This window comes from Planosporangium flavigriseum (genome assembly GCF_011947225.1).
GTDB lineage: Bacteria > Actinomycetota > Actinomycetes > Mycobacteriales > Micromonosporaceae > Planosporangium > Planosporangium flavigriseum.
Genome location: NZ_JAATVW010000001.1, coordinates 475,894 through 495,045, shown reverse-complemented (window position 1 = coordinate 495,045; position 19,152 = coordinate 475,894). Strand labels below are relative to the sequence as shown.

Annotated in this window: 20 protein-coding genes and 1 pseudogene; 11 read left to right on the top strand and 10 right to left on the bottom strand. The window is 71.6% G+C overall.

What is annotated here, in order from left to right; all coding sequences use genetic code 11:
• Position 1 precedes the first annotated feature (1 nt).
• Positions 2–745 (bottom strand): adenosylcobinamide-GDP ribazoletransferase, encoded by a 744-nt coding sequence (locus HC028_RS02160; protein ID WP_205860974.1) that lies wholly within the window; start codon positions 743–745, stop codon positions 2–4.
• A gap of 70 nt (positions 746–815) precedes the next feature.
• Positions 816–2,570 carry a bifunctional adenosylcobinamide kinase/adenosylcobinamide-phosphate guanylyltransferase gene (locus HC028_RS02155; protein WP_168071979.1) on the bottom strand — a complete coding sequence of 585 codons (1,755 nt, stop codon included), beginning with the start codon at positions 2,568–2,570 and terminating at the stop codon, positions 816–818.
• 107 nt (positions 2,571–2,677) lie between these two features.
• Here HC028_RS02155 and HC028_RS02150 point away from each other — a divergent pair, with 107 nt between their 5' ends.
• The 3 genes from HC028_RS02150 (at position 2,678) to HC028_RS02140 (ending at position 4,215) form a co-directional block, all read left to right on the top strand.
• Entirely contained in the window at positions 2,678–2,878 is a 201-nt protein-coding gene (locus HC028_RS02150) for a hypothetical protein (RefSeq protein WP_168071978.1), read from the top strand.
• A 1-nt stretch (position 2,879) separates the two neighbouring features.
• Positions 2,880–3,665 (top strand): site-2 protease family protein, encoded by a 786-nt coding sequence (locus tag HC028_RS02145; RefSeq protein ID WP_168071977.1) that lies wholly within the window; start codon positions 2,880–2,882, stop codon positions 3,663–3,665.
• A 115-nt stretch (positions 3,666–3,780) separates the two neighbouring features.
• Entirely contained in the window at positions 3,781–4,215 is a 435-nt protein-coding gene (locus HC028_RS02140; protein WP_203981171.1) for a MarR family winged helix-turn-helix transcriptional regulator, read from the top strand.
• 45 nt (positions 4,216–4,260) lie between these two features.
• Here HC028_RS02140 and HC028_RS02135 read toward each other — a convergent pair whose 3' ends face one another.
• The 3 genes and pseudogenes from HC028_RS02135 to HC028_RS02125 all read right to left on the bottom strand — a co-directional run bounded on the left by HC028_RS02135 (position 4,261) and on the right by HC028_RS02125 (position 7,887).
• Complete coding sequence (locus HC028_RS02135; RefSeq protein WP_168071975.1) at positions 4,261–5,259, bottom strand: aldo/keto reductase family protein; 999 nt, start codon at positions 5,257–5,259, stop codon at positions 4,261–4,263.
• 137 nt (positions 5,260–5,396) lie between these two features.
• Positions 5,397–5,963: pseudogene (locus tag HC028_RS02130) on the bottom strand (aldo/keto reductase); the annotation flags it as partial.
• A gap of 19 nt (positions 5,964–5,982) precedes the next feature.
• Positions 5,983–7,887 carry a WG repeat-containing protein gene (locus tag HC028_RS02125; RefSeq protein WP_338091263.1) on the bottom strand — a complete coding sequence of 635 codons (1,905 nt, stop codon included), beginning with the start codon at positions 7,885–7,887 and terminating at the stop codon, positions 5,983–5,985.
• 228 nt (positions 7,888–8,115) lie between these two features.
• Here HC028_RS02125 and HC028_RS02120 point away from each other — a divergent pair, with 228 nt between their 5' ends.
• The 3 genes from HC028_RS02120 to HC028_RS02110 are packed head-to-tail and all read left to right on the top strand — an operon-like array spanning position 8,116 to position 10,590.
• Positions 8,116–8,841 carry an ABC transporter permease gene (locus tag HC028_RS02120; RefSeq protein WP_239075334.1) on the top strand — a complete coding sequence of 242 codons (726 nt, stop codon included), beginning with the start codon at positions 8,116–8,118 and terminating at the stop codon, positions 8,839–8,841.
• On the top strand, positions 8,834–9,640 hold the full coding sequence (locus tag HC028_RS02115) for an ABC transporter permease (protein ID WP_168071973.1): 807 nt from the start codon (positions 8,834–8,836) through the stop codon (positions 9,638–9,640). The genes HC028_RS02120 and HC028_RS02115 overlap by 8 nt, the downstream gene beginning before the upstream one ends.
• On the top strand, positions 9,637–10,590 hold the full coding sequence (locus tag HC028_RS02110) for an ABC transporter ATP-binding protein (protein ID WP_168071972.1): 954 nt from the start codon (positions 9,637–9,639) through the stop codon (positions 10,588–10,590). The genes HC028_RS02115 and HC028_RS02110 overlap by 4 nt, the downstream gene beginning before the upstream one ends.
• 24 nt (positions 10,591–10,614) lie before the next feature.
• Here the strand turns inward: HC028_RS02110 and HC028_RS02105 are convergent, their stop codons facing one another.
• The 3 genes from HC028_RS02105 to nadA form a co-directional block, all read right to left on the bottom strand.
• Positions 10,615–11,241: a DUF3043 domain-containing protein gene (locus tag HC028_RS02105; RefSeq protein WP_168071971.1), complete on the bottom strand. Its 627-nt coding sequence runs from the start codon at positions 11,239–11,241 to the stop codon at positions 10,615–10,617.
• Positions 11,242–11,289: 48 nt separating this feature from the next.
• Entirely contained in the window at positions 11,290–12,636 is a 1,347-nt protein-coding gene (gene murA, locus HC028_RS02100; RefSeq protein WP_168072282.1) for a UDP-N-acetylglucosamine 1-carboxyvinyltransferase, read from the bottom strand.
• Positions 12,637–12,844: 208 nt separating this feature from the next.
• On the bottom strand, positions 12,845–14,008 hold the full coding sequence (nadA, locus tag HC028_RS02095) for a quinolinate synthase NadA (protein ID WP_373313839.1): 1,164 nt from the start codon (positions 14,006–14,008) through the stop codon (positions 12,845–12,847).
• Positions 14,009–14,111: 103 nt separating this feature from the next.
• Here nadA and HC028_RS02090 point away from each other — a divergent pair, with 103 nt between their 5' ends.
• The 5 genes from HC028_RS02090 (at position 14,112) to HC028_RS02070 (ending at position 17,747) form a co-directional block, all read left to right on the top strand.
• Complete coding sequence (locus HC028_RS02090; protein ID WP_168071970.1) at positions 14,112–15,242, top strand: glycerate kinase family protein; 1,131 nt, start codon at positions 14,112–14,114, stop codon at positions 15,240–15,242.
• Between the two features lie 137 nt (positions 15,243–15,379).
• Positions 15,380–15,742 (top strand): iron-sulfur cluster insertion protein ErpA, encoded by a 363-nt coding sequence (erpA, locus tag HC028_RS02085; RefSeq protein WP_168071969.1) that lies wholly within the window; start codon positions 15,380–15,382, stop codon positions 15,740–15,742.
• Between the two features lie 116 nt (positions 15,743–15,858).
• Complete coding sequence (locus HC028_RS02080) at positions 15,859–16,845, top strand: carbohydrate kinase family protein (protein WP_168071968.1); 987 nt, start codon at positions 15,859–15,861, stop codon at positions 16,843–16,845.
• A gap of 24 nt (positions 16,846–16,869) precedes the next feature.
• Entirely contained in the window at positions 16,870–17,328 is a 459-nt protein-coding gene (locus tag HC028_RS02075; protein WP_239075333.1) for a TlpA family protein disulfide reductase, read from the top strand.
• Entirely contained in the window at positions 17,328–17,747 is a 420-nt protein-coding gene (locus tag HC028_RS02070; protein ID WP_168071967.1) for a DUF4395 domain-containing protein, read from the top strand. The genes HC028_RS02075 and HC028_RS02070 overlap by 1 nt, the downstream gene beginning before the upstream one ends.
• 7 nt (positions 17,748–17,754) lie before the next feature.
• Here the strand turns inward: HC028_RS02070 and HC028_RS02065 are convergent, their stop codons facing one another.
• Both HC028_RS02065 and HC028_RS02060 read right to left on the bottom strand, forming a co-directional pair.
• Positions 17,755–17,973 carry a sulfurtransferase TusA family protein gene (locus HC028_RS02065; protein ID WP_168071966.1) on the bottom strand — a complete coding sequence of 73 codons (219 nt, stop codon included), beginning with the start codon at positions 17,971–17,973 and terminating at the stop codon, positions 17,755–17,757.
• Positions 17,970–19,064, bottom strand: a complete 1,095-nt coding sequence (locus tag HC028_RS02060) for a cysteine desulfurase family protein (protein ID WP_168071965.1) — start codon at positions 19,062–19,064, stop codon at positions 17,970–17,972. Before HC028_RS02060 ends, HC028_RS02065 begins: the two co-directional genes overlap by 4 nt.
• Positions 19,065–19,152: the final 88 nt, after the last annotated feature.

Below are 19,152 nucleotides of genomic sequence, written 5' to 3'. Positions count from 1 at the left end.
GTCAGGACAGGGCCAGCCCCACATAGGCGACCGACACCCCGACCTCGACGACCGCGCCGAACACGTCGCCGGTGACGCCACCGATCCGGCGCACGACGTGGCGTACCAGCAGGGCGGTGGCGAGCAGCGCGACGGCGACGGCGACCGGCCCCTGCGCGGGCAGGCCCGGCACCGCGGGCAGCGCCAGCACGGCGACGAAGACCAGGCCCACGACCGCGGAGAACCAGCCGACCGTACCCGCGACCATGGCGCCGAGGCCGTCCGGGCGCGCCGCCGGGACACCCCGCCGGCAGGTCCAGGTGACGGCCAGGCGCCCCGCCGCGGTCGCCGCCGCGATCCCGGCGAGCGCCGCGGGCCACGGCCGGCTCAGCACGGCGGCCGCACACGTGGCCTGCAGCAGCAGCACGAGGACGATCGCCGCCACCCCGAACGGGCCGACGTCCGGCTTCTTCATGATCTCTAACGTGCCGGTGGCGTCCCGGTACGAGCCGAGCCCGTCGACCGTGTCGGCGAGCCCGTCGACGTGCAGTCCACGGGTGAGTAGCACCCCGAGGCCGACCGTGACGACGCCCGCGACCAGGGCCGGGGTGCCCAGCCAGCGCAGCCCCAGGCCGGCGCCGCCGAGGACGACTCCCAGCGCCGCGCCGACGAGCGGGGCGAGCGACATCGCGACGGCGGCCGTGGCCCGGTCGACGCGCCCGCCGCGGACCGGCGCCACCGTGAACGTGGTCAGCGCCAGTCGCAGCCCGGCAGCGGCCGCCCGGCGCTCGCGCTCGGCGCCGGCGACAGGGTCCCGCTCGGCGCCGGCGGCAGGGTCAGACACCGGGCGCGGTGGGTAGCGCCGCCGCGCCGGGCGCGGTGGGTAGCGTCGCCGCGAGCGTGAGCGCCGAGCGCAGCGTCGGCAGCGCCGCGAGCGCAGCCGCGCCTTCGCCGAGCCCCAGCTTGAGATCCAGGACCGGGGAGAGGCCAAGCACGTCCGCGCCGAGCCGTACGCCCGGGTGACCGCCGGTGTCGGGCAGCAGGATCCAGTGCCGGGTCTGCGCGCCGAAGTCCCGCGCGACGAGCGCGGCCGCGATGCCCACCGGGCCGTCGAGCAGCACCGGCGTACGCCGGGAGACGGCGCCCAGCAGCATGCCGGTCGCCACGGCGTGGTCGGGGCCGCCGAGCGCGGCGAGGATCGTGCGCGGGTCCCGGGCGTGCGGGCGTACGCGGTGCAGCGCGTCGCGTACCGCCGCGCACCGGCGCATCCACGCCAGGTCGTCGATCCGGCCGTCCGCGGTGAACACGCGGCCGAGCAGCGCGGCCGCTTCGCCGTTCGCGGTCAGGGCGATCACCGCGGCGGCCACGGCGTCGGCGCCCGCCCCGCCGGAGCCGATCACTATCAGGTCGGTGCCGGCGTCCACCGCGCTTTCGGCGAGCTGCCAGCCGTACCGCAGCGCCGCGTCGACCTCGGCGTCCGACATCGCGTCGGCCTCCTCGACCGCGGCAGCGCCACCGACCCGGACGGTCTGCACCCCTACCCCCGCGGCGCCGGCGAGCAGCGCCCACACGCCCTCGCCGCGCTCGACCGCCTCCAGGCGGCGGGCGGACTCGGCGGGGGAGTCGCCGGCGGCGACGCCGCCGGCATGGTCGGCGTGCAGCAGGAACATCTGCACGGTCTGCCAGGGCCGGGGGATCTCCTGCCGCTGGGTGCCCGCGGCGAACGTGACGACCGGGGCGAGTGCGCCCAGCCCCGCACCCGGAACGTCGAGCCTGGCCAGCCGCTCGCCGGCCGCGGCGGAAGAGGGCTCGTCGGGCATCGGCAGGTACATGCCGACAGCGATGGGTTGTGCCGCTTCGCCGGCTTCCACTACGGGCAATGTCGCCGTCTCTGCCCCGGCCCAGGTGGCCGGCGCCGGCGTCGCGACCTGCGCGCTCGCGTCCGCGACGCCGGCTGCCGGGCTGATGGCCGGGTGGGTGACCGGCGTGAACGCGGGCGCGGCAGCGGCGGCGGCGCCGCGCGGATCGGTGCCCTTGAGCCAGGTGGGCTGGCCCGCGACGACGAACGCCACCCCGTCGCACGCTGCGGCCACCGCCTTGTTGACTTCGCCGATGGCGTCGGCGAAGAGCCGGCCGGCCGCCGTCGGCGGGACGACCGAGAGCCCGACCTCGGGGCTCACGAGTACGAGCAGGCTCGCGGAGCAGTCGCGGACGGCGGCGGCGAGCGACGTGGCGGGCTGGTGCCCGAGGGCTTCGGGTGCCTCGTCGCTCCACGCCCCGGCGGCGTCCAGGCTGGCGGTGAGCCAGCCGCCCAGGTCGTCGACGAGCAGCGCCTCGTCCGGCTTCGCCTCGGCGAGCAGCGTGATCAGGCGGTCCGGGTCGGAGCCGATCTCCTCCGTCGCCCATCCGGCCGGGCGGCGCGTGCGGTGTGCCTCGACCCTCGCCGTCCACCCCGGATCGTCGCCGCTGGCGCCGGCGGTCGCCACGTACCGGACGGTGCCGGTGCCCGATACCAGATTCTCGGCAAGCTCGGACTTGCCCGAACGGATCCCGCCGAGGACGAGGAAACGCCTGGCCGACTGCTCTGACATGCCCCGTACCCTATGGCGCGGGGTTGAGCGGTTGGTGCCCGGCGTCCGAACTTCGTGCCAGAGGTCGTTAGGCTGACTGCGGGGTCGATGGGGAAGGGGTGCACGAGATGGCGTGGACGTGGCGGTACGAGGACGCCCAAGGGCGGCCTGTTGATGGGCCGCACGAGGCGTTTTCCAGCCAGTCCGACGCCGAGTCCTGGCTCGGGCAGTCCTGGCGCGACCTGCTCGCCGCCGGTGCGGTCACGGCGAGCCTGGTCGAGGAGGACCGGGTGGAGTACCGGATGAGCCTCCTGCCGCGGGAGGAGTGAGGTGCTCGGCAGCCAGCGCCGGCCGTACGAGGCGAGCCGCGCGCAGTTCCGACCCAGCCCGATCTTCCTCGGTCTCGTCGCCCTGATGGCGGTCAGTGGCTGGCTGGCCTGGACAGATCTGGGCAACGCCCGGCTCAACGTGTTCCTGTTCGTGGTCGCGGGTTGGCTCGTGTCCCTGTGCCTGCACGAGTACGCGCACGCCATCACCGCTTTCCACGGCGGCGACCAGATGGTGGCCCACCGGGGCTATCTGACGCTCAATCCGCTCAAGTACACGCACCCGTTCCTGTCGTTCGTGATCCCGCTCGTCTTCGTCCTGCTCGGCGGCATCGGCCTGCCGGGCGGCGCGGTCTGGGTCGACCGGCACTCGATCCGCAGCCGGCGCTGGGACAGCCTCATCAGCTTCGCCGGCCCGGCCACCAACCTGCTGTTCACGATCGTGCTCGTGCTGCCGTTCGCGGTCGGCGTCGACACCGCCGCGCACGAGACGTTCTGGGCAGCGGTGGCGTTCCTGGCATTCCTCCAGCTCACTGCGGCGGTGCTCAACTTCGTGCCGATCCCCGGCGTCGACGGGGGCAACCTGATCGAGCCGTGGCTCAACCCGCAGTGGCGGCGGGCGTTCCAGCAGATCGCGCCGTACGGCATGCTGATCCTGATCGTCCTGCTGTGGACGCCGCGCATCAATGCGCTCTTCTTCAAGTTCGTCTTTTTCCTGGCCGACCTGCTCGGCATGCACTTCGGCGCGCTGCAGAACGGCTTCTACCTCTTCCCACATCTGAATATCTGACCTGCTGCCAGCGAGGTACATCTGTTCCGCCGCCGGCGAGGTGGGTCCCGACTACGGGACAATCCGTCATTGTTAGTGTTCACCCCTCGAAGCACATGTCCGAGGAGTGAACACCGTGACCGAGCCACCTCCCGTGGACAGCGAACTGGCGACCCGGTTGCGGCTCGCGGTCGGCCGCCTGGCCCGCCGGATCCGGCTGGCCACCAACGACATTCCGCCGCTGCAACTGTCGGCGCTGGCGACCCTGGAACAGCACGGCCCGCTGCGCTCCGGGGAACTCGCCGCCCGCGAGGCGGTGACCGCCCCGACCATGACTCGGGTGCTCGCATCGCTCGCTGACCGCGGTCTGATCACGCGGGAACCCGACCCGACCGACGCCCGCTCGGTACGCGTGTCGCTGTCACCTGCCGGCGTCGAGGCGCTCGTACGGATCAGGTCGGAGCGTACGGCGCTGCTGGTCGCCCGGGTCGCCCGGTTGACCGAGGAGCAGCGGGTGGCGCTCGTCGCGGCGCTTCCCGCGCTGGAAGCGCTGGTCGAAGAGGACTGCTGACGTAACGGGGGTGTCCGGGTGGCCCGGACACCCCCGTTTTCGGCGTTACGGGCGCTGCAGCGGGCTCTCGGTCTTGGCGGGGTCCCGTTCGACGATCGGGTCCAGCGCCTCATCGATCGCCTTCAGCAGGTCCGCGTCGAGCTTGACGCCGGCCGCCTTGACGTTGTCCTCGAGCTGCTCGGGGCGGGTGGCGCCGACGATCGCCGACGACACGTTCGGGTTCTGCAGCACCCACGCGATCGCCAGCTGGGCCATGGTGAGGCCGGCCTGCTCGGCGAGCGGCTTGAGCTGCTGTACCCGGGTCAGCACGTCGTCTTCCATGAACCGCGCGATCATCGCGGCGCCCGACTTCTCGTCGGTGGCCCGGGAGCCGGCCGGCGCGGGCTGGCCGGGCAGGTACTTGCCGGTCAGGACACCCTGCGCCATCGGCGACCATACGATCTGGCCGATGCCCAGCTCCTCACACGTGGGCACGACCTCGCTCTCGATGACCCGCCACAGCATCGAGTACTGCGGCTGGCTGGAGACGAGCTGGATCTTCAGCTCGCGGGCCAGCGCGTGCGCCTCGCGGATCTGCGAGGCCTTCCACTCGGAGACACCGATGTAGTGCGCCTTGCCGGAGTGCACGATGTCGGCGAAGGCCTCCATCGTCTCTTCCAGCGGGGTTGCGTAGTCGTACCGGTGGGCCTGGTACAGGTCCACGTAGTCGGTCTGTAGCCGCCGCAGGGAGCCGTTGATGGACTCCATGATGTGCTTGCGGGACAGGCCGCGGTCGTTGCGGCCGTTGCCGGTCGGCCAGTACGCCTTTGTGAAGATTTCGAGGCTCTCCCGGCGCTGGCCGGCGAGGGCCCGACCGAGGACCTCCTCCGCGCGGGTGCCAGCGTAGACGTCGGCCGTGTCGAAGGTGGTGATGCCCAGGTCGAGGGCGGCGCGTACGCACGCGGTCGCTTGCTCCTCTTCGACCTGAGAGCCGTGGGTGATCCAGTTGCCGTACGAGATTTCACTGATGAGCATGCCTGAACGGCCAAGGTGACGGAACTCCATGACCTTGACCCTAGCGCTGTCCAGTAAGGAGCGCCCGGGCCGGCGGTTAGTACCGTGACAGTTCCAACCGGACCGGGGCTACTCCTGAATCTTCCACGGTTGAAAATGCCTCAGCGTGGACTGTCGACCTTGGCCGGATCCCGCTCGATGACCCGCCACAGCATCGAGTACTGCGGCTGGCTGGAGACGAGCTGGATCTTCAGCTCGCGGGCCAGCGCGTGCCCGGCGCGGATCTGCGAGGCCCGCCACTCCGAGACGCCCAGGTAGTGCGCCTTGCCGGCATGGATGATGTCGGCGAAGGCCTCCATCGTCTCGTCCAGCGGGGTGTGCTCGTCGTAGCGGTGGGCCTGGTAGAGGTCTACGTAGTCGGTCTTCAGGCGGCGCAGGGAGCCGTCGATGGACTCCATGATGTGCTTGCGGGACAGGCCGCGGTCGTTGCGGCCGGGACCGGTCGGCCAGTACACCTTCGTCAGGATCTCCAGGCCCTCCCGGCGCTCGCCTTCGAGCGCGTGGCCCAGCACCGCCTCGGCGCGGGTGTCGGCGTACGCGTCGGCCGTGTCGAAGGTGGTGATGCCCAGGTCGAGGGCGGCGCGCACGCAGGAGAGCGCCCGTTCCTCCTCGATCTGCGAGCCGTGGGTGATCCAGTTGCCGTACGAGATCGTACTGACCTGCACTCCGGAGCGGCCGAGGTGTCGGAACTCCATAATCCCGACCGTAGCGCGCTTACAAGATCGGTCGAGCGTCGCTGAGCAGGCGGTCGAGCTGGTCGGTGACGTCTGTCCGGCTGGCGAACCGCGTCTCCAGCAGCCGGCGGCCACGGCGGTCCAGCGCGCCCCAGCGCTGGGCCGGATCCGTGATCAAGAAGGCGACGGGATGGATCACCACGACCGGATGGACCGGCGGCACGATCAGCCGGCCGGTGCGGTCCACCACGCCCCGGTAGTGCCCGAGCGCGACGATGGCGAGGCCCTCGTCGCTGAAGCCGTCGATGTACCGCCCGTCGTGCAGCGCCGTGACGAAGCCGTCGTAGCGCAGCGGCACGACGATCCGGCCGGTGCTGTCGACCGCGCCCCAGCGCCCGCCGCGGCGTACCGGCGCCAGCCCGCGTCGGAACGGCCGCACGTCGTCGTAGCCGGTCGGAATGAGGACGGCGTTGGCCTTGTCGACCGCGATCCAGCCGTGCGCGCCGTCCCGGGATACCCAGGCGATGCCGTCGGAGAAGTTGCCGACGCCCAGGTACCCGGCGGTGTGGTCGATCTGCAGCTCCCCGCTCTCGTCGATCAGCTCCCAGAAGCGGGAGCCCGGTCGCTGCACCCACGCGACGCCGTCCCGGAAGGGCTGCACGTCAGTGAAGCGTGGCGGGATCCGCAGCACGCCGAGGTCGTCGGCGAAGCCCCAGCGCCGGGTGTGTTCGTCGAACTCCGCCGTCAGGGCCGTTCGGGCACCGACGATCTCGTCGCGCGAACGCGGGTACGGGCCCCAGTCGCTCTCGGCCACCCGCCGGAACACCGCGTCCAGGGCCAGCTCGGTCTGCGCGATGAGGTCGGGGTCCTCCTCGCCGCGCAGTTCGAGGGCCTTCTCGAAATGGTTGCACGCCTCGATGAACCGGCCCTGGTCATAAGCGCATTTACCGGTCTGCTGGTAGATCGCCGCGCGCAGGCGGTCGGGCAGTTCGGTGGAGTTGGCGAGCACGAACAGCCGGTCGGCCGCGGCGTGCTCGCCGCGCCATTGCAGCACGTGCGCGAGCCGGGCCTGTGCGATCGCGATCCGCCGCAGCTCACCGGTCGCCTCCGCGTGGGTGAGCGCGAGCTCGCCGTCGGCGAGGGCCTCGTCGAGGTCGCCGAGGATCCGCGAGACCACCGCGCGCAGGCTGAGCAGCCGCGCGCGACGTCCGTTGTCCTCGACGCGAGCGAGTTTCGCGGTGAGTAGCCGCCGGACCTCGATGAGCTCGTCGATCTCGGCTACGTCGACGATCTCCCGGAGCGTGTCCGGGTCGAACCGCCATCGGAGCTCCGCGAGGATGCCCTCGGCGTCCGGGCCGGACGGCGCGGACGCCGTCGCGCCGTTGCCGTCCGTGCCGGATTGCCGGAGTACGGGCAGCGCCCCGCTCTCCGGGTCGCCACTTGTGGAGGGTGGGCCGGAGACGGGTGGTGCCGAGACGGGTGGTGCCGAGACGGGTGGTGCCGAGACGGGTGGTGCCGAGACGGGTGGTGCCGAGACGGGTGGTGCCGAGACGGGCGGGCCGGAGACCGGTGGCGCCGACACCGGCGGTGCGGCCGGCGGCGGGGACAGGGGAGTGCCGGGGCGTAGGGGCCCGTACCCGGGCCGGGGCGCGGGCGAGGCGCCGCGGGGTGGGCCGGGTGGCGGCGGGTACGCGGGGCGGGCGGGTTGCCGGAACTGCGGGGGCGGAGGGCCGGGGTGCCCGGGGTGCCCGGGTGGCACGGCGGCGGGGCGCGGCGGCGTAGGTGGCCGCTCCGGCCTGCGGTGTGGCGGCAGCGGGGTGGGGGAGTCGCCGAGGTCGGGGTTGCGCCGGTTGCCGGGCTTGGTGCGGGCCCAGGGCATGGTGGGCAGGGACGCCCAGGTAGGCGCGGCGGTTCCCGGCTCTTCGTCCGGGTGCACGTCGCTCACCCTCAGATCCCCTCGCCCCAAAGAGAAGTCACCCGCGCTGGGAATTGACCAGCGTCCCAAGGCTGGTCCGGAGTACATTCTGGCGCGGTCGCGGAAGGAGGGTACGACTTGAGACCCGTCACCGCTACCGTGGCGCGCCCCGATATGACCACATTACGCATGTACGCCGCAGTAGCAGCCGCTGAATTCCGTCGATATGCCACGTATCGACAGGCGATGGTTGCCGCAATGTTCACCAACTCCGTTTTCGGGTTCCTCCGCTGTTTCGTCCTGCTGGCCGTCGCGGGCGGCGCCGCGGGCGGGGCGGCGGCGGGCTACCCGCGCGACCGGCTGGCGACGTACGTGTGGATCGGACAGGGGCTGCTCGGCACGGTCAACATCTGGAGCCCACCGGAGCTTGCCGAGCGCATCCGCACCGGTGACGTCGTGGCCGACCTGCTGCGCCCGGTCAACCCGGTCATGGCGTACCTCGCCGCCGACCTCGGGCGCTTCGGCTACGCGGCGGTGACCCGCCTGGTGATCCCGATCGCGGTCGGGGCCGTCGCGTTCGACCTCTACGCGCCGGCCCACCCGGTCACGTACCCGCTGTTCGTCGGATCGGTCCTATGCGCGACCGTGGTCTGTTTCGCCTGCCGGTACCTGGTCAACGCGACCGCGTACTGGCTGCTCGACTCGCGAGGCCCGCAGATCGGCTGGGTCGCCGTCTCGTCAGCACTGTCCGGGATGGCCTTTCCGCTGGCGTTCCTGCCGGCGCCGCTGACGACCGCGCTCTACCTGGCGACCCCGTTGCCGTACCTGATCCAGGTGCCCGCCGACGTGCTCGTGGAGCGGCATCCACCAGCGACGATGGCCGCGATGGTCGCCGGACAGGTGGCGTGGGCGGCCGTGATGCTGGCCGCGGCCCGGCTGGTCCAGCGCCGGGCCGAGCGCCGGGTGGTGATCCAGGGTGGCTGACGGGACCCTCGCGATCTACCGGCGGCTGGTGGCGGCGCAGGTGCGCAGCCAGGCGCAGTACCGGGCGTCGTTCCTGGTCGAGCTTTGCGGCACCGTCCTGTTCGCCAGTGTCGACGTGCTCGCCGTCCTGGTCGTGTTCCGGGTGGCCCGCAGCGTCGGCGGGTTCGAGTTCCGCGCGGTGTTCCTGATGGCGGCGCTGTCGACCTGCGCCTTCGCGCTGGCCGATCTGACCGTGGGCAGCATCGAGCGCATCCGGGCGTACGTGCGCACCGGCCTGCTCGACGCGGTCCTGGTCCGGCCGCTCGGTGCGCTGCCGCAGTTGCTCGCCGCGGACGTGGCGCCGAAGCGGGTCGGCCGGGTGCTGTTCGGCATCGGCCTGGTGGGCGTCGCGGCGCACACCGCCCGGCTGGACCTGACTCCGGCCCGGTGGCTGTTGTTGCTGGTGACCCCGGTTGCCGGCGCCGTGCTGTTCGGCGCGATCTTCGTGGCGAGCGCGACCGTCGCGTTCTGGTGGATCGACTCGGGGGAGTTCGCGGCCGCCCTGACGTACGGCGGGCGGGACCTCACCTCGTACCCGATGACCGTCTACGGCGGGCTGTTCCGCCGCGTCTTCGCGTACGGTCTCGGTTTCGCCTTCGTGGGTTACTACCCGGCGCTGGCGCTGCTCGGCCGGCGCGATCCGCTCGGCCTGCCGGCCGTCACCGGTTGGCTGGGGCCGGTGGTCGCGCTCGGCGCGGCCGGCGTGGCGGCATCGGCGTGGAAGGTCGCCATCAGGCACTACCGGAGCACCGGGTCATGACCGTCATCGACGTGCGGGGTCTGCGCAAAGACTTCACGGTACGGGTGAAGGCCGGCCGGTTCCGGCGCGAGGCGCGCACCGTGGCGGCGGTCGACGGCGTGGACCTGGCCGTCGAGGCCGGTGAGATGCTCGGCTACATCGGCCCCAACGGTGCCGGGAAGTCCACGACGCTCAAGATGCTGACCGGGGTGCTGTACCCGTCGGCCGGCCACGTCCGGGTGTGCGGGCTGGAGCCGGTGCCGCGGCGCACCCGGCTCGCCCGGCGCATCGGCGTGGTCTTCGGCCAGCGCTCCCAGCTTTGGTGGGACCTACCGCTCCGCGAGTCGTTCGAGTTGCTGCGGCACGTGTACCGGGTCCCGGCGACCGATCACCGGACCCGGCTGAAGTGGTACCGCGACCTGCTCGACCTCGACGCCTTCGCCGACCTCCCGGTGCGGCAGCTGTCGCTCGGCCAGCGCATGCGCGGCGAGCTGACGGCGGCGCTGCTGCACGGCCCGGAGGTGCTGTTCCTCGACGAGCCCACGATCGGCCTGGACGTGGTGAGTAAGCAGGCCGTCCGGGGCTTCCTGGCCGACCTGCGCGACGCGGGGGACACGACCGTCGTGCTGACCACGCACGACCTCGCCGACATCGAGCGGCTGTGCCGGCGCCTCGTCGTGATCGACCACGGTCGGGTCGTCCACGACGGGACGCTCGAGCGGCTGCACGAGCGGTACGGGTCGCGTCGGCGGGTGGTGGTCGACCTAGACGAGCCGCTCGCCACCCCGGTCGACCTACCCGGCGCCACCGTGGAGTCGGTGAGCGCGGACGGGCTGCGGATCAGCTACGCCCTGGACAGCGCGACGGCCGGCGCCCTCGTCGCCCGGCTCGCGGCCGTCGCGTCGCTCCGTGACATCTCGGTCGTGGAGCCGGACATCGAGGACGTCGTGGCGCGGCTGTACCGCGCCTAGGCCCAGGCGCCGATGCTGCAGCGCCTAGACCTTGGCGCCGATCTTCACCCGCGGCTTCGGGATGCGCATCCGTCGGTAGCTCAGCGCGCGCATGAACGCGTACATGTACAGGCCGCCCAGCCGCTGGTCCGTCTTTGGGAAGCGGTCCCGTACGAGGCGCTTGATCTTGCGGGAGATGAGGAAGCTGTCGACGACGACGGCCAGACCCAGCAGCATCCAGACGATGTTCCCGGCGAGGACGACCTCTGCCGGAAGCGCCTTCACCATCGAGATCAGCAGCAGGACGAACGCGAAGCTGAAGAACCAGGTGCCGGCGTTGAACCGGGAGTCCACGATGTCGCGGACCAGCGCCCGCTCCGGGCCCCGGTCGCGCGCCGTCAGGTGGCGCTCGTCGCCGGACATCATGCCGGCGCGCTGCTCGGCCCGGGCCGCCCGCTGCTTCTCCCGCGCCCGCCGCATCGCCTCCTTGCGGTCGGCCGGCGGGGCCTCCCGCACGGTGCCCGCGCGCGGACGCTTCGGCGTGGCCTTGCCGAGCTCCTGCTTGCTCGGCGTGTACCCCTTACGTTGGGGCGCGGTGGCCTCGGCCGCGGAAGCCTCGGTTAGGGCATCCTCGACCAGGTCGGCTGACTTACGGCGAAAGAGCGACGGCACGCGGTGAAGGGTATCCGACGTGGCAAGTCACGTCCCACCTGCGGACGGTCAGGGGCGTTCGACGTGCGCGCCGAGCGCGGCGAGCTTGTTCTCGAAGTCCTCGTACCCGCGGTTGATCAGGTTGACCCCGTAGACCCGGGATGTGCCCTCGGCGGCCAGCGCAGCGATCAGGTGGCTGAATCCGGCCCGCAGGTCGGGGATCACCAGGTCCGCCGCGTGCAGCTTGCTCGGGCCGGCGATCACCGCCGAGTGCATGAAGTTGCGCCGCCCGAAGCGGCAGGGCGTTCCGCCCAGGCACTCCCGGTACGTCTGGATCGTCGCGCCCATGCTGTTCAGCGCCTTGGTGTAGCCCAGTCGCCGCTCGTACACCGTCTCGTGCACGATCGACAGCCCGCGGGCCTGGGTCAGCGCCACCACCATCGGCTGCTGCCAATCGGTCATGAAGCCGGGGTGCACGTCGGTCTCGAGCGCCACCGCGCGTAGCTCGCCGCCCGGGTGCCAGAACCGGATGCCGCCGCCCACCGGTGCGTCGTCGACCTCGAAGGCGCCGCCGACCGACAGGTACGTGTTGAGGAACGTCATCATGTCGGCCTGGCGCGCGCCCTCGACGAACACGTCGCCCTTTGTGGCCAGCGCCGCGGCGGCCCAGCTCGCGGCCTCGATGCGGTCGGGGATCGGGCGGTGCACGTACCCACCGAGGCGCTTGACGCCCTCGATCTCGATGACCCGGTCGGTGTGGACCTTGATGATCGCGCCCATCTTCTGCAGCACGCAGATGAGGTCGATGATCTCCGGCTCGATGGCGGCGTTGCTCAGTTCGGTCACGCCCTCGGCCCGCACGGCGGTCAGGAGGATCTGCTCGGTGGCACCTACGCTCGGGTACGGCAGCGACAGCTTGGTGCCGTGCAGGCCGTTGGGCGCGGTGATCTCCATCCCGGACGCGGTCTTGTCGACGATCGCGCCGAACTCGCGCAGCGCCTTCAGGTGGAAGTCGATGGGCCGACCGCCGATGTTGCAGCCGCCCAGGTCGGGGATGAACGCGTGGCCGAGCCGGTGCAGCAGCGGACCGCACAGCAGGATCGGAATCCGGCTGGAACCGGCGTGCACGTTGATCTCGTCGGCGTCGGCCTCGCCCGCGTCGGTCGGGTCGAGGACCATCTCGCCGTCCGCGCCGTCGGTGACCCGTACGCCGTGCAACTCCATCAGGCCGCGCACGATCTCGACGTCGCTGATGGCCGGCACGTTGAAAAGACGGCTCGGTGAATCGCCCAGCAGCGCGGCGACCATCGCCTTCGACACGAGGTTCTTGGCCCCCCGGACCCGGGTCTTTCCGTGTAGCGGCGTGCCGCCGTGCACGACGAGGACGTCGTTCAACGCAAACCTCCGGGGCTGCAGCGAGCGTGGGGGGAAGGACTCGGAAAGATCACGGTCCGATCTCGCCCCGGCAGCATAGCCCCGCCGGCCCCCATCCAGCGATCAGCGGAGTACCCAGGAGGGATATAAATCGAAACACCTCGAACTGCATGAGGCGTAGCGTGAGCGTATGCGGCCGGAAGGTGACCGCCGATCCGCCGCGCAGTGGATGCTCGGCGCAGGGTGAGGGCTACGGCAGGGCGAGCATCTGGTCGAGCGCGGCCCGGGCGTAATGCGCCGTCTCGGCATCGACTGTGATCTCGTTCACCACCCGGCCGGCGACCAGTTCCTCCAGTGCCCAGACCAGGTGCGGCAGATCGATGCGGTTCATGGTCGAGCAGTAGCAGACCGTCCGGTCCAGGAAGGTGATCTGCTTGTCGGGGTGGGCGTTGGCCAGCCGCCGCACCAGGTTCAGCTCGGTGCCGACCGCCCAGGCCGACCCGGCGGGCGCGGCTTCGATCATCTTGATGATGTACTCGGTCGATCCCACGTAATCGGCGGCCGTCACCACCTCGTGCCGGCACTCGGGGTGGACCAGCACGTTGACGCCGGGGATCCGCTCGCGCACCTCGGTCACGCAGTCGAGGGTGAACCGCCCGTGCACCGAGCAGTGCCCCCGCCACAGGATCATCTTCGCGTCGCGCAGTTGCTGTGCGGTCAGCCCGCCGCCCGGCTTGTGCGGGTCGTAGAGCACGCAGTCGTCGAGCGTCAGGCCCATCTGCAGCACGGCGGTATTGCGCCCCAGGTGCTGGTCGGGCAGGAAGAGCACCTTCTCGCCGCGCTCGAACGCCCAGCGCAGCGCCCGCTCGGCGTTGGACGAGGTGCACACCACGCCCTTGTTGCGACCGACGAACCCCTTGATGTCGGCCGACGAGTTCATGTACGTGATCGGCACCGTGCGGCCGGCGATGTCCAGATCGAGCAGGGTGTCCCAGGCCTCTTCGACCTGCCCCAGCGCGGCCATGTCCGCCATCGAGCAGCCGGCCGCCAGATCGGGCAGCACCACCCGCTGAGTGTCGGAGGTGAGGATGTCGGCGCTCTCCGCCATGAAGTGCACGCCGCAGAAGACGATGTACTCGGCCTGCGGCCGGGCTGCGGCCTCCTTCGCCAGCTTGAACGAGTCGCCCGTCACGTCGGCGAACTCGATCACCTCGTCGCGCTGGTAGTGGTGGCCGAGGACGAACAGCCGGTCGCCGAGCGCCGCCTTCGCCGCCGCCGCACGGGCGACGAGGTCCGGGTCGCTGGGCGCGGGCAGTTCGCCCGGGCAGTCCACCCCTCGCTCGCTGGCCAGGTCGGAGCCCCGACCGAGCAGGAGAAGAGCGGTCGCGGTCGACGAAGGTTCAGCCCAGGTCACGCGATCAATACTTGCACGTCGTGTAGGTGCCGGCGCGCGTGCACCCGGCGCTTATGCGGACGGCGTACCGACCCACCCCGGTGACCTGGCAGACTCCCTGCTCATGCGGGTACTGGTCGGTCCGGACAAGTTCGCCGGCACGCTGTCGGCGGCCGAGGCTGCCGCGGCCGTGGTCGAAGGCTGGCGGGAGGTCGCGCCCGACGACGAGATCACCGTACGGCCGCTGTCCGACGGCGGCCCGGGCTTCTTGGATTCACTCAGCCTGGACTCCCTCAGCCTGGATGGCGCGCGCCGGATCCCGGTCGACACCTACGACCCGCTCGGCCGCCCGGTCGCCGGCGCGGTGCTGCTCGACGGCGAGACCGCCTACGTCGAGAGCGCCCAGGCGTGCGGCCTGCACCTGCTCGCGCCGGCCGAGCGCGATCCGCGGGTCACCACCTCGTACGGCCTCGGTCCGCTCATCAGCGCGGCGGTGGAGCACGGCGCCCGGGATGTCGTCGTCGGCCTCGGCGGCTCCGCGACCAACGACGCCGGAGCGGGCATGCTCGCCGCGCTCGACGCCGCGCCGCTCGACGCGGGCGGGTACGCGCTGCCCTACGGCGGCGCGGCGCTCGTGGCCTGTGCCCGGCTCGGCGGCGTCCCCCGCCTGCGGGGTGTCCGCCTGGTCGCGGCCACCGACGTCGACAACCCGCTCACCGGCCTGCACGGGGCCAGTTCGGTGTTCGGGCCGCAGAAGGGCGCCAGCCGCGCCGACGTCCTCGAACTCGACGCCGCCCTGGCGAAGTTCGCCGAGGTCCTGGAGCGTGACCTGCCCGGCTGCCCGCCCGGCCTCGCGGACGCACCCGGCGCCGGTGCCGCGGGTGGGCTCGGCGCGGCCATCCTGGCGCTGGGCGGGCGCTGCGAGTCCGGAATCGGGCTGGTCCGGCGGCTGTCCCGGCTCGACGAGGTGCTGGACGCCGTCGACGTGGTGATCACGGGCGAGGGCTCGTTCGACCACCAGTCGCTGCGCGGGAAGGTGATCTCGGGGGTCGCCGAGGCGGCCCGCGACCGGGGGCTACCGTGCGTAGTGCTCGCCGGCCGGATCAGCGCCGGGCGTCGGGAGGCGGCCAGGATCGGCGTGACGGCCGCGCACTCCCTGGAGGAGCACTTCGGGTCGGTGGAGGAGGCGATGAGCCGGCCGGCCGAGGGGCTTCGGGCGCTCGGGGCCCGGGCCGCCCGGCAGTGGAGCCGGTGACCCGCAGCACAGCGGCCCCGGCGGTGAGCTGAGCAGATGGGGCCAAGTGGCGACGTGTGCCACAATGGGAATGCTCTCCGGGGTGGCTGTTGTTGCCCCCGGGTGAACCGTATAAGCCAGCGCAGGGAGCACATACCGTGACCGCTTCGCAGACCGAATCAGTGAAGGCCAACCCGGCCGGCGTCGTCCTGAGCGACGTTGCCGCGCAGAAGGTCAAGGCTCTGATCGAGCAGGAGGGCCGCGACGACCTGCGGCTGCGCGTCGCCGTGCAGCCCGGTGGCTGCTCGGGCCTTCGCTACCAGCTCTTCTTCGACGAGCGCTCGCTCGACGGTGACGCCGTCACCGAGTACGACGGCTTCGGGGTCGTCGTCGACCGGATGAGCGTGCCCTACCTGACCGGCGCCACGATCGACTTCGCCGACCGGATCGACGCACAGGGCTTCACCATCGACAACCCCAACGCGCAGGGCTCCTGCGCCTGTGGTGACTCGTTCCACTAAGGTCGCAGCACCTACCTGAAGACGGCCGTGCCACCTCAAGGCACGGCCGTCTTTGATTTGCGTCGATAGGCTGGCCCGCGCGGGCGCTCCACTGGAGAAGACACCTCGAGGTTGACATGAAGATAGCTGTGGCGGGTTCGATCGCGACCGATCACCTTATGCACTTCCCGGGCCGGTTCGCCGAGCAGTTGCTGCCGGACCAGCTCCACAAGGTGTCGCTGTCGTTCCTCGTCGACGACCTCGTCGTGCGCCGTGGCGGGGTAGCGGCCAACATCGCGTTCGGCATGGCGCAGTTGGGCCTGCGGCCGGTCCTGGTCGGCGCGGTCGGCGCCGACTTCGCCGACTACCGTTCCTGGCTGGAGCGCCACGGCGTCGACTGTGACTCGGTGTACGTCAGTGAGGTCGCGCACACCGCCCGCTTCGTGTGCACCACCGACGAGGACATGTGCCAGATCGCCTCGTTCTACGCGGGCGCGATGGCCGAGGCGCGCAACATCGAACTGCAGCCGATCGCCGACCGGCTCGGCGGCATCGACCTGGTCCTCATCGGTGCCGACGATCCCGAGGCGATGGTCCGCCACACGGAGGAGTGCCGCGAGCGGGGGTACGCGTTCGCGGCCGACCCGTCCCAGCAGCTGGCCCGGATGTCGGGCGAGGAGGCGCGCACCCTCATCGAAGGCGCGGCGTACCTGCTCACCAACGACTACGAGAAGGAACTGCTGGAGACCAAGACCGGCCTGTCCGATGCCGAGATCCTCGACCGGGTCGGTGTCTGCGTGACCACGCTGGGCAAGCACGGCGTACGCATCACCGGGCGAGACATGGAGCCGGTGCACGTGCCGGTCGCGCGCGAGACCCAGGCGTACGACCCGACCGGCGTCGGCGACGGCTTCCGCGCCGGGTTCTTCGCCGGCCTGTCCTGGGGGCTGTCGCTGGAGCGGTCGGCCCAGATCGGCTCCCTGCTCGCGACGCTGGTGCTGGAGACCATCGGGACCCAGGAGTACACCGTGCGCGGCGACGACTTCGTCAAGCGGCTCGCGGATTCGTACGGCCACGAGGTGGCTGACGATGTTCGCGCCCAGCTATCTCTGCTAGGCCGGTAGGGGTAGCGGGAGTAGTCTCGCCTGGTGCCTTTCGAAGTGACCGGCCTGATCGTGGCCGCCGTAGTCCTCCTGGCGGCGACGGCGTTCGGGCTCGTGAAACGCGCTCGGGACGGCAAACTGCGGCAGCCCTCGCGGTCGGAGGACCGCGAGGTGCTCGCCCGGTTGGGCGTCGACGGCGCCACCCCGGTGACACTGCTGCAGTTCTCGTCCGCGTTCTGCGCCCCGTGCCGGGCCACCCGGGCCATCTGTGCCAGGGTGGCAGCCGAGACGGAGGGCGTACGCCATATCGAGGTGGACGCGGAGTCCCATCTGGACGAGGTCCGGGCACTCGGGATAATGCGGACGCCCACACTACTGATCGTGGATGCGGCCGGCCGGGTGGTACGCCGGGCCGCCGGCCAGCCACCCACCAGGGCGCACTTGTTGGCTGCCGTCAGCGAGGCTCTGACATCCGGGAGTAAGACAGTCGGGAGTAACCGGTAATGCTCGACCCGCGCGGCCCCCGCTTCGCCGCGATCATCACGTCCGTGGTCCTTGTTGTGGTGCTCATCACCGGTAGTGGATGGCTCGCGCTCGCGCAGGCCGTGGTGTTCGCCGTCGGTGCCGCGAACATCCGATACGCGCCGTACGCGTGGATCTACCGGAAGTTCGTGGCGCGCCACCTTGGCCCACCCCCGCCCGTCCGGGAGCCCTCCGAGCCGGTGCGCTTCGCCCAGGGCGTCGGCTTCGCCTTCATGACCGTCGGCACCGCCGGCTACCTCGCGGGCGCCCCGGTCGTCGGTCTGATCGCGACGGCGCTGGCTCTCGCGGCTGCTTTCCTCAACGCGGCCTTCGGCTTCTGCCTGGGCTGTGAGATGTACCTCCTGCTCAAGCGCGTGCGGGCGGCGCTCCCGACCAGGTGAGTCGTGGCTAGATGAGCCGCCGGACGTCATAGCCGGACCCGTTCGCGCCGACGTACTCCTGGCCCCGCATCCGACACCACGCCGGGATGTCGACCGCGGCGGCCGGGTCGTCGGCCAGGACCCGCAGCACCGCCCCGACGGGAAGCTCGGGCAGGCGGCGGGCCAGTTCGATGACGGGCAGCGGGCACCGCAGCCCCCGGCAGTCGAGGATCTCTGGATCGCTCACAGCCCGCTCACCCCCGCCTGGGCGCGTAGCTCGGCCACAACGCCGGGCAGCACCGCGAGGAACCGGTCGACCTCCTCGGACGTCGTCTCCCGGTGCAGCGAGATCCGTACGTTGCCGTGCGAGAGCACTCCCATCGCCTCCAGGACGTGGCTGGGGCGCAGCGTCGACGCGGTGCACGACGAGCCGGACGACACCGCGAAGCCCTGCCGGTCCAGGGCGTGCAGCAGAGCCTCCCCGTCGACGTACAGACACGAGAACGTCACCAGGTGCGGCAGCCGGTTGACCGGGTCCCCGACGACCTCGACGTCGGGGACGGTCGCGGCCACGGTCGTACGTACCCGTTCGACCAGCGGCGCCAGCCGGGCGGCCGCCGCTGTCGCTGTGTTCTGCACCGCTCGTAGCGACGCCGCCGCCGCGACCACGGCCGGCAGGTTGGGCGGCTGGGCGGTCGGGCGAGGGTCGAGCCAGCGGGTCCCCTTGCGGACGACCAGTACGCCCACGCCGGGCGGGCCGCCCCACTTGTGCGCGCTCGCCGACAGCAGCGACCAGCCGGACGGCAGCTGTCCCCACCCCGCCGACTGGGCCGCGTCCACGTACAGCGGGACGCCAGCGTCCGCGCACAGCGCCGCCGCCTCGTCCACCGGCTGGACCGTGCCGACCTCGTGGTTGGCGCTCATCAGTGCGGCCAGCGCCACACCCGGCGCTTTCACGGCCGTGGAGAAAGCGTCGAGGTCCACCCGACCGAGCCGGTCCACCGGTACGGACTCGCCTGCTGCTGCCTGCAGCACCGCGGAGTGCTCGACGGCGGAGTGGACGAAAGTCACACCAAACCGGCGGCGACCAGCCAGCCCGCCGCGTACGGCAAGGGCCGCCGCCTCTGTACCGTTGGCGCAGAAGTGCAGCTCGTCGTCGCGTACTCCGAGGGACTCGGCCATCGAGCCCCTCGCCGCGTCGAGGAGCTGCCGCGCCCGACGGGCTTGCGAGTAAAGCTTGCCCGGGTCAAGCCAGCCGTCGTCGAGTGCGGCGATCAGCGCTTGGCGGGCCACTGGGTGTAACGGCGCGGCGGCCGCCGCGTCAAAGTAGGTGGACACAAGTCCAGGGTAGGGACACGGTGACCCCCTGCCGGGTGGGCCGGTCGTGGTCGAGTAATCTGCGACCGTCGGTTACGCCTTCCGGGCG